Source organism: Dokdonella sp. (assembly GCF_036518555.1).
Lineage (GTDB): Bacteria > Pseudomonadota > Gammaproteobacteria > Xanthomonadales > Rhodanobacteraceae > Dokdonella_A.
On sequence record NZ_DATDMY010000042.1, the window covers coordinates 1 to 7,870 of the forward strand.

General features: G+C 68.9%; 6 protein-coding genes. 4 read left to right on the plus strand and 2 right to left on the minus strand.

Annotated features, from left to right (window positions below; genetic code table 11):
* The 4 genes from VI238_RS02625 to VI238_RS02640 form a co-directional block, all read left to right on the plus strand.
* A partial coding sequence (locus VI238_RS02625; RefSeq protein ID WP_331648145.1) for an ATP-dependent DNA helicase RecG occupies positions 1–1,255 on the plus strand: 1,255 nt, incomplete at its 5' end.
* Between the two features lie 135 nt (positions 1,256–1,390).
* Positions 1,391–2,320: a nucleoside hydrolase gene (locus tag VI238_RS02630; protein ID WP_331648147.1), complete on the plus strand. Its 930-nt coding sequence runs from the start codon at positions 1,391–1,393 to the stop codon at positions 2,318–2,320.
* A 77-nt stretch (positions 2,321–2,397) separates the two neighbouring features.
* Positions 2,398–2,640: a type B 50S ribosomal protein L31 gene (locus VI238_RS02635; protein ID WP_331648149.1), complete on the plus strand. Its 243-nt coding sequence runs from the start codon at positions 2,398–2,400 to the stop codon at positions 2,638–2,640.
* 301 nt (positions 2,641–2,941) lie between these two features.
* On the plus strand, positions 2,942–4,237 hold the full coding sequence (locus tag VI238_RS02640) for a citrate synthase (RefSeq protein ID WP_331648151.1): 1,296 nt from the start codon (positions 2,942–2,944) through the stop codon (positions 4,235–4,237).
* Between the two features lie 121 nt (positions 4,238–4,358).
* On the opposite strand, the gene VI238_RS02645 is transcribed toward VI238_RS02640, so the two are convergent.
* Positions 4,359–4,952 (minus strand): hypothetical protein, encoded by a 594-nt coding sequence (locus tag VI238_RS02645; RefSeq protein ID WP_331648153.1) that lies wholly within the window; start codon positions 4,950–4,952, stop codon positions 4,359–4,361.
* Between the two features lie 174 nt (positions 4,953–5,126).
* The gene (locus VI238_RS02650) at positions 5,127–7,610 is read right to left on the minus strand and encodes a penicillin-binding protein 1A (protein ID WP_331648155.1); all 2,484 of its coding nucleotides are present in this window, start codon (positions 7,608–7,610) and stop codon (positions 5,127–5,129) included.
* Positions 7,611–7,870: the final 260 nt, after the last annotated feature.

Genomic DNA, 7,870 nt, shown 5'->3' on the forward strand with positions numbered 1-7,870 from the left:
GCGCGTCGTCGCCGAGATCGAGCGCGACCTCGCGCGCACGACGCCGATGCTGCGCCTCGTGCAAGGCGACGTCGGTTCGGGCAAGACGGTGGTCGCCGCGCTCGCCGCACTCGCGGCGATGGAGTCCGGCGTACAGGCCGCCCTCGTCGCGCCGACCGAGCTGCTCGCCGAGCAGCACTGCACTACCTTCCGCGCCTGGCTGCAACCGCTCGGCGTCGAACCGGTATGGCTTGCGGGCAAGGTGCTCGGCCGTGCGCGGGTCGCGGCGCTCGCGGCGGTCGCACAGGGCGCGCCGCTCGTGATCGGCACGCATGCGCTGCTGCAGGAAGGCGTCGAGTTCGCCGACCTCGGGCTCGCGATCGTCGACGAGCAACACCGCTTCGGCGTGCACCAGCGCCTCGCGCTGCGCGACAAGGGCCGCGCAGGCGACCGCGTGCCGCACCAGCTCGTGCTCACCGCGACGCCGATCCCGCGCACGCTCGCGATGGCCGCCTACGCCGACCTCGACGTGTCGGTGATCGACGAGCTCCCGCCCGGGCGCACGCCGGTGCAGACGGTTGCGATCGCCTCGTCCCGGCGCGCCGAGGTGATCGAGCGGATCCGCGCCGCCTGCGCCGAAGGACGCCAGGCCTACTGGGTCTGCACGCTGATCGAGGAATCCGAGCAGCTCGAGGCGCAGGCTGCCGAAGTCGCATTCGCCGAACTCGTCGCGGCATTGCCCGACCTGCGCATCGGCCTCGTGCACGGTCGCCTCAAGGCGAAGGAGAAGCAGGCGACGATGGACGCGTTCAAGCGCGGCGACACGCGCCTGCTGGTGGCGACCACGGTGATCGAGGTCGGTGTCGACGTACCCAACGCGAGCCTCATGGTGATCGAGAACGCCGAGCGCCTCGGCCTCGCGCAGCTGCATCAGTTGCGCGGGCGCGTCGGCCGCGGCTGCACGGTGTCGAGCTGCGTGTTGTTGTACCGCGCGCCGCTGTCGGCGACCGCGCGTGCGCGCCTCGAGGTCATGCGCGAGACGAGCGACGGTTTCCGCATCGCGGAAAAGGACCTCGAGCTGCGCGGGCCGGGCGAAGTGCTCGGCACGCGCCAGACCGGCCAGCTCATGTTCCGCGTCGCCGACCTCGCCCGCGACGCGCACCTGTTGCCCGCGGTGCAGCGCGTCGGCGAAGCGATGCTGCGCGACCACGCCGATGCGGCCGAGCGCCTGGTCGCGCGCTGGATCGGCGGCGCCGCCCGCTACGCCGGGGCCTAGGGACCGCCGCGTGCCCGAATCGAGCTCGGCCGTCTCCCGTCGCGGACGGCGTCGTTCGCGTCGCGACGCGTCGATGCACGCCGTCGCGCGACGGCCTACTGGCGCGCCCGTCGCGTGCGCACGGATAATGCGTCGATGACGACACTGCTGATCGATACCGACCCGGGCGTCGACGATGCGCTCGCGATCCTCATGGCGCACGCGCACGCGAGCGTGGAGGGCCTGTGCATCGCTGCGGGCAACGTCGGCCTCGCGCACACGGTCGGCAATGCGCTCAAGCTCGTCGAAACGATCGGCGCGGAGACACCGGTATTCGCAGGCTGCCCGGCGCCGCTGGTGCTGCCGGCACCCGGCGCCGGCTTCGTGCACGGCGAGGACGGCTTCGGCGATACCGCGTACCTGCCGGCGGCGCGCCGCGCCGACGGCGAACACGCCGCCGCGGCGATCGTGCGCCTCGCTCGGGAGCGCGCGGGGGAGCTCACGCTCGTCGCGCTCGCCCCGCTGACCAACCTCGCGCTCGCGCTGCGCCTCGATCCCGAGCTGCCGTCGCGGTTCGCCCGACTCGTGGTCATGGGCGGCGCGGTGACGGGGCGCGGCAACATCCATCTCGCGCCGGTCGAGTTCAACATCGGCTTCGATCCGGAAGCCGCGCACATCGTGTTCTCCGAGTGGCCGCAGTTCGACCTCGTCGACTGGGAAGCGTGCCTGCGCCACGCGATGGCGTTCGATGCCTTCGAGCGCCTGCTCGCGGCCGGCGATGCGCGCGCGGCCTTCTACGCGGCGATCTCGCGCAAGGCGCGCGCGTTCAACCGCGCGCGTGGCCGCGGCATGATCGCCGCCGACGCGCTCGCGATGGCGGTCGCACTCGAACCTTCGATCGTCACGCGTGCCGAGCGGCACCACGTCGCGATCGAACTGGCGGCCGGGCTCGGGCGCGGAGCGACCGTCGTCGACTGGCACGACCGCCTCGGTGGCCGCGCCAATGCGAACATCGTGCTCGACGTCGACCAGGGGCGCTTCGAGGCGCTGGTCGCCGCCGGCCTCGGCGCCGCGGGCCGCGGTTGACGCGACGCCTTGCGCGGGTGCCCCGGGGCGGGCTAAACTACCGCTCTTTTATCGCGGCCGAGCCGCGGAGCCAGCCCATGAAAGCCGACATCCATCCGAACTACAAGCCGGTCGTGTTCCAGGACGTTTCGAGCGACTTCTCGTTCCTCACGAAGTCGACGATGACGAGCAAGGAAACGATCAAGTGGGAGGACGGCCAGGAATATCCGCTGATCAAGGTGGAAATCTCCAGCCACTCGCATCCGTTCTTCACGGGCAAGCAGAAGATCGTCGACACCGCCGGTCGCGTGGACAAGTTCCGCCGCCGCTACGCGAAGTAGGGTCGGCCTGCCCCGTACCGGACGGCGCATGCGCGCCGCTCCGATCGGTACATCGTGATTGCGATGCTCGAACGCCGGCCCCGTGCCGGCGTTCGCGTTCGTGCGTCGCGCTGTCGCCCCGCGGCATGGCACGACGATCGTCGATGCCGCGCGGACCGTGCGCGAGCGTACCTTCGGCGGTGCTCCATGCAATAATTGTGTGTTGATCGCGGTCCATCATCGCGATCGCCGCATGCATCCATCGTGCAGGACGTGGCGCCGCATGGGCCGGCCGCGACTGCAGCGCCAGAAGGAGCTCCCCGTGTCAGACCGCAAAACCGTCCAGCTCACCGATCCCGCGACGAGCAAGATCACCGACCTCCCGGTCGTCACCGGCACGCTCGGCGATCCCGCGTTCGACATCGGAAAGCTCAACAAGGAAACCGGCTACTTCACCTTCGACCCCGGTTTCATGTCGACCGCGGCGACGCGCAGCGCGGTCACGTTCATCGACGGCGATGCGGGCGTGCTGCTCTATCGCGGCTACCCGATCGACCAGCTCGCCAAGCAGTCGAGCTTCCTCGAGGTCGCGCACCTGCTCATCAACGGCGAACTGCCGGATGCGAAGCAGTTCGCGGCGTTCGAGCACGAGATCACGCATCACACGATGATGCACGAGGCGCTGAAGAACTTCCTGCACGGTTTCCACTACGACGCGCATCCGATGGCGATGCTGTGCGCCTCGATCGCGTCGCTGTCGGCGTTCTACCACGACACGCTCGACATGAACGATCCCGAGCAGCGCCGCCTTGCGGCGATCCGCCTGATCGCCAAGATGCCCACGATCGCCGCGGCCGCATATCGCTACTCGATCGGCTGGCCGATCCGCTATCCGCGCAACAACCTCGACTACGTCACGCGGTTCCTGCACATGATGTTCGAGGTGCCGAGCGAACCGCTCGACCTCAATCCGGTCGCGGCGAAGGCGCTCGACCTGCTGTTCATCCTGCATGCCGACCACGAGCAGAATGCGTCGACGTCGACCGTACGGCTGGTCGGATCGACCGGGGCGAACCCGTATGCGTGCGTCGCCGCCGGCATCGCCGCGCTGTGGGGTCCCGCGCACGGCGGCGCGAACGAGGCGGTGCTCAAGATGCTCGCCGAGATCGGCGACGCGAAGAACGTCGGCAAGGCGGTCGAGAAGGCGAAGGACAAGAATTCCGGGTTCCGCCTGATGGGCTTCGGCCATCGCGTCTACAAGAACTTCGATCCGCGCGCCACGATCATCCGCGAAATGTGCCACAAGGTGCTCAAGGACCTCCATGTCAGCGATCCGCTGCTCGACGTCGCGATGGAGCTCGAGCAGGCGGCGCTCAAGGATTCCTACTTCGTCGAGCGGAAGCTGTATCCGAACGTCGACTTCTATTCCGGGATCATCTACAAGGCGCTCAAGATCCCGACCGAGATGTTCACCGTGATGTTCGCGATCGCGCGCACGGCCGGTTGGGTCGCGCACTGGCTCGAGCAGCACAACGATCCGGAAACCAAGATCGGTCGTCCGCGTCAGATCTACACGGGCTCCGCGCAGCGGGACTACGTCGCGATCGGGAAGCGCTGAGGCGTTCGGTGGCGGCCTGCCCGCAGGGCGCAAGGCCATGACGCCTTGCGAGCATGCGCCGCATCCGCCGCCCCTGTTTCGTCCGCGCCGCGGACGAACGCACTCGACGTGAGGTTCGCCCTCATTGCTCGTCGAGCAAGGCCTCGACCATCGCGAGCGTGGCGCGTCGCATCGGCTTCTCGCTGACGCGATCGAGGGGCGCCTGCCGCAGCAGGTCGTACGGTAGCACCGTCAGGTCGATCGACGCGTCGCCCGCGTTGAAGGTCAACGCCGGGTACTCGCGCGCGGTGTCGCGGTCGAGGCGAATGCGCCGCGACCGCTCGTCGTAGGCGATGCGCCGCTCCTGCAGCAGGTCGATCACTGCATTCGGCTGGTCCGTGTACAGATGCAGGCACACCGCCGAATGCTCGTCGGCGGTTCCCTCGAGTACGGCACCGACGAGGCGCGGTTCGAAACGCGCGAAGAATTGCATCGCCTCGCGCGCGGCCTCGCGCCGTTCGCGCAGCGTGCGCGGCTGGTCGTCCGCGCGGAACAGGCGCTGGTGTTCGCGCAACGCGGCCTCGATCTCGCTGTTCTTCGGCAGGCACGCCTCGTCGAAGATGCCGAGTCGCGCCGCGGCCTTCTCCTTCGCCTGGCGGTAGTCGCGCAGCCCGGTTTCGCTGATCAGTCGCGCAGCTTCGAGCGCGACGCGCCGCCGTGTCTCCTGGATGCGCATGGCGGCCCGACCCGGCATCGGCGCGGACTCAGTCGAAGCGCCGACGCGCCGTGCCGGCGGCTTCGGCGCCGTGCGTACACTGCGGGGGCGTGGACGCCGGCGCGCGGCGCGGTGATCGCGTACGCAGGCCGGCGACCAGGCACTCGACGGGGTGCGGAGCGATCATGTGCGCCCCTAGAACACGTCGTAGGCTTCGTGCTGCTCGTTCGTCTCGTCGGTCGCCGGCGGCTGCGACGCGAGGCGCGTGGCGTCCTCGGTCTTCATGACTTCGAGGATCGCACCGGGATCGCCCGCGGCCGCCAGCAGTCCGGTCGCGGCGTCGATGCGCACGCGCGCGATCCCGGGCGGCATGTCGAACGGCTGCTCGGGCACGTCCTTGAGCGCGACGCGCATGAAGTCGATCCAGATCGGCAGCGCCGCCTTGGCGCCGAACTCGCCGCGACCCAGCGACCCGAAGTCGTCGAAGCCGACCCAGCAGCTCGCGACGAGGCGTGCATTGAAGCCCGAGAACCACGCATCGCGATGGTCGTTCGTCGTGCCGGTCTTGCCCGCGAGGTCGTTGCGCTTGAGCGACATGGCGGCCGAGCCCGTGCCGCGCCGGACCACGTCGCGCATGAGCGAGGTCACGAGGTAGGCGTTGCGCGCATCGATCGCGCGCGGCGCGGTGTGCGCGTTGCCGGCGCCGCCGTCCACAGGCGACGGTGGGGCCGCGTGTGCGGCGCCGAGCGGATTCAGTGCGCTCGTGCTGGTACCGTCCGCGACCGGCGTGGACGGCGTGTCGGCGAGCGCGTGTTCGGGGCAGGTGGTGCAGACGACGGCCGGATCGGCGTGATAGACGACCTTGCCGTCGCGGTCGAGGATCTCGCTCACGTAGTGCGGATCGACGAGGTAGCCGCCGTTCGCGAACACCGCGTAGCCGCGCGCCATCGCGATCGGCGCGACCGACGCGGTGCCGAGCGCCATCGAAAGATTCTCCGGGATCTGCTCGGGAGCGAGGCCGAAGCGCGTGATGTACTCGCGCGCGTAGCGCACGCCGATCGCGTCGAGCAGGCGCACCGAGACGAGGTTCACGGACTTGACGAGGGCCTCGCGCAGGCGAATCGGGCCCTGGAACGTGTCGTCGTCGTTCTTCGGCATCCACACGCCGTCCGGCTTCGACGGATCCGGGAACTGCACCGGCGCGTCGTTGAGCACCGAAGCCGGCGTGAAGCCATGATCGAAGGCGGCCGAATAGAGGAACGGCTTGAAGCCCGAGCCGGGTTGGCGCGCGCTCTGCGTCGCGCGGTTGAACTTGCTCCGCTGGAAGCTGAACCCGCCGACCAGGCTGCGGACGGCACCGTCCTGCGGGTCGATGGCGACCAGCGCGGCTTCCGCGCCGGGGATCTGCGACAGGCGCCATGCGCCTTCGGCATCGCGCGCGACGCGCACGACATCGCCGCGTTTGAGCACGTCGGCGACCGACTTCGGTGCGGCGCCGCGACGGTCCTCGTCGATGCGCGGACGCGCCCAGGCGACCGCAGGCAGGGCGAGCGAGATGCTCTGGCCGTCGGCGAGAAAGAGGGTGGCCTCTTCGCGATCGACCGCGGTCACGAGTGCGGGCACGAGCCCGCCGATCGGATGGTAGTCGTCGAGCGCCTCGTTCCATGCGTCGCGGTTCGCATCCGCGGCGAGGTCCTTGTGGCCTTCGGCGCCACGCCAGCCGTGGCGTTCGTCGTACGTGACGAGGCCGTTGCGCAGCGCGCTGTTGGCGGCTTCCTGCAAGGTCGAATCGAGCGTCGTCCTCACGCGGTAGCCGTCGGTCAGCGCGTTGTTGCCGAGGCGTTCGATCGCCTCCAGGCGCACGAGCTCGGCGAAGTAGGGGGCATCGACCTCGACCGGGGCCTCGTGCGGCTGCGCCGCATCGGACTCGCTCATCGCCGCATCGTAGGCGGCCTGGTCGATGAAGCCGTTCTCCAGCATGCGACCGAGCACGTAACCGCGCCGCTCGTGCGCGCGCTGCGGACGGCTCAGCGGATTGCCGGTCGACGGGAATTTGGGGATCGACGCGAGCATCGCGCATTCGGCGAGGCTGAGCTGGTCGAGCGTCTTGCCGTAGTAGAACTCCGCTGCGGCGGCGACACCGTAGGAGCGATGGCCGAAGAAGCTCTTGTTGAGGTAAAGCTCGAGGATCTCGTCCTTGCTCAACGCATTCTCGATGCGGAAGGCGAGGAAGATCTCGGACAGCTTGCGCGTATAGCTGACTTCCGGGCTCAGGAAGAACATGCGCGCGACCTGCTGCGTGATCGTGCTGCCGCCGGCGACGTGCTTGCTGCCCGTCGTGATCGTCAGCCAGACCGCACGGGCGATACCGCCGAGGTCGATGCCGCGGTGGCTGTAGAAGTCGGCGTCCTCGGCCGCGAGGAACGCCTGCTTGAGGCGCGTGGGCACGTTCTCGATCCGAACCGGCGTGCGCTTCGTCTCACCGAACGTCGCGATCAGCTTGCCGTCGGCCGTGTCGATGCGCAGAGGCACCTGCAGTCGCACGTCCTTGAGCGTGTCGACCGACGGAAGGCGCGGCGCAATCAGCCAGTAGGCGGTCCCGAGCGCGAGGCCGCCGAGGAGGACCCCGGCCAGCGCGAGGACCAGCGCGTAGCGCAGCAGGCGGAGAAAGATCGTCATGCGGCGGGACTTGTGATGCCAGTCAAAGTATGTGCGGTAAGTGTCAGAGTATAGAGCGTATGCTGTAGTGCCGGACAGGCGTCGAAGCCGGCACTCGTGGGGAAATCCCGGATAAGCCTCTGTCTCGCCTCAAGTTTGCCACAGGGCTGGACAGCTGTTGAAAAACCGTTAATCATCGTATTTAATGTAACGGCGCATCTTTCGCTCGTAAGAGCGCGTGGGAAGGGGAAAAAGTGTGGGCCTGTTCACACCTAAAGCGC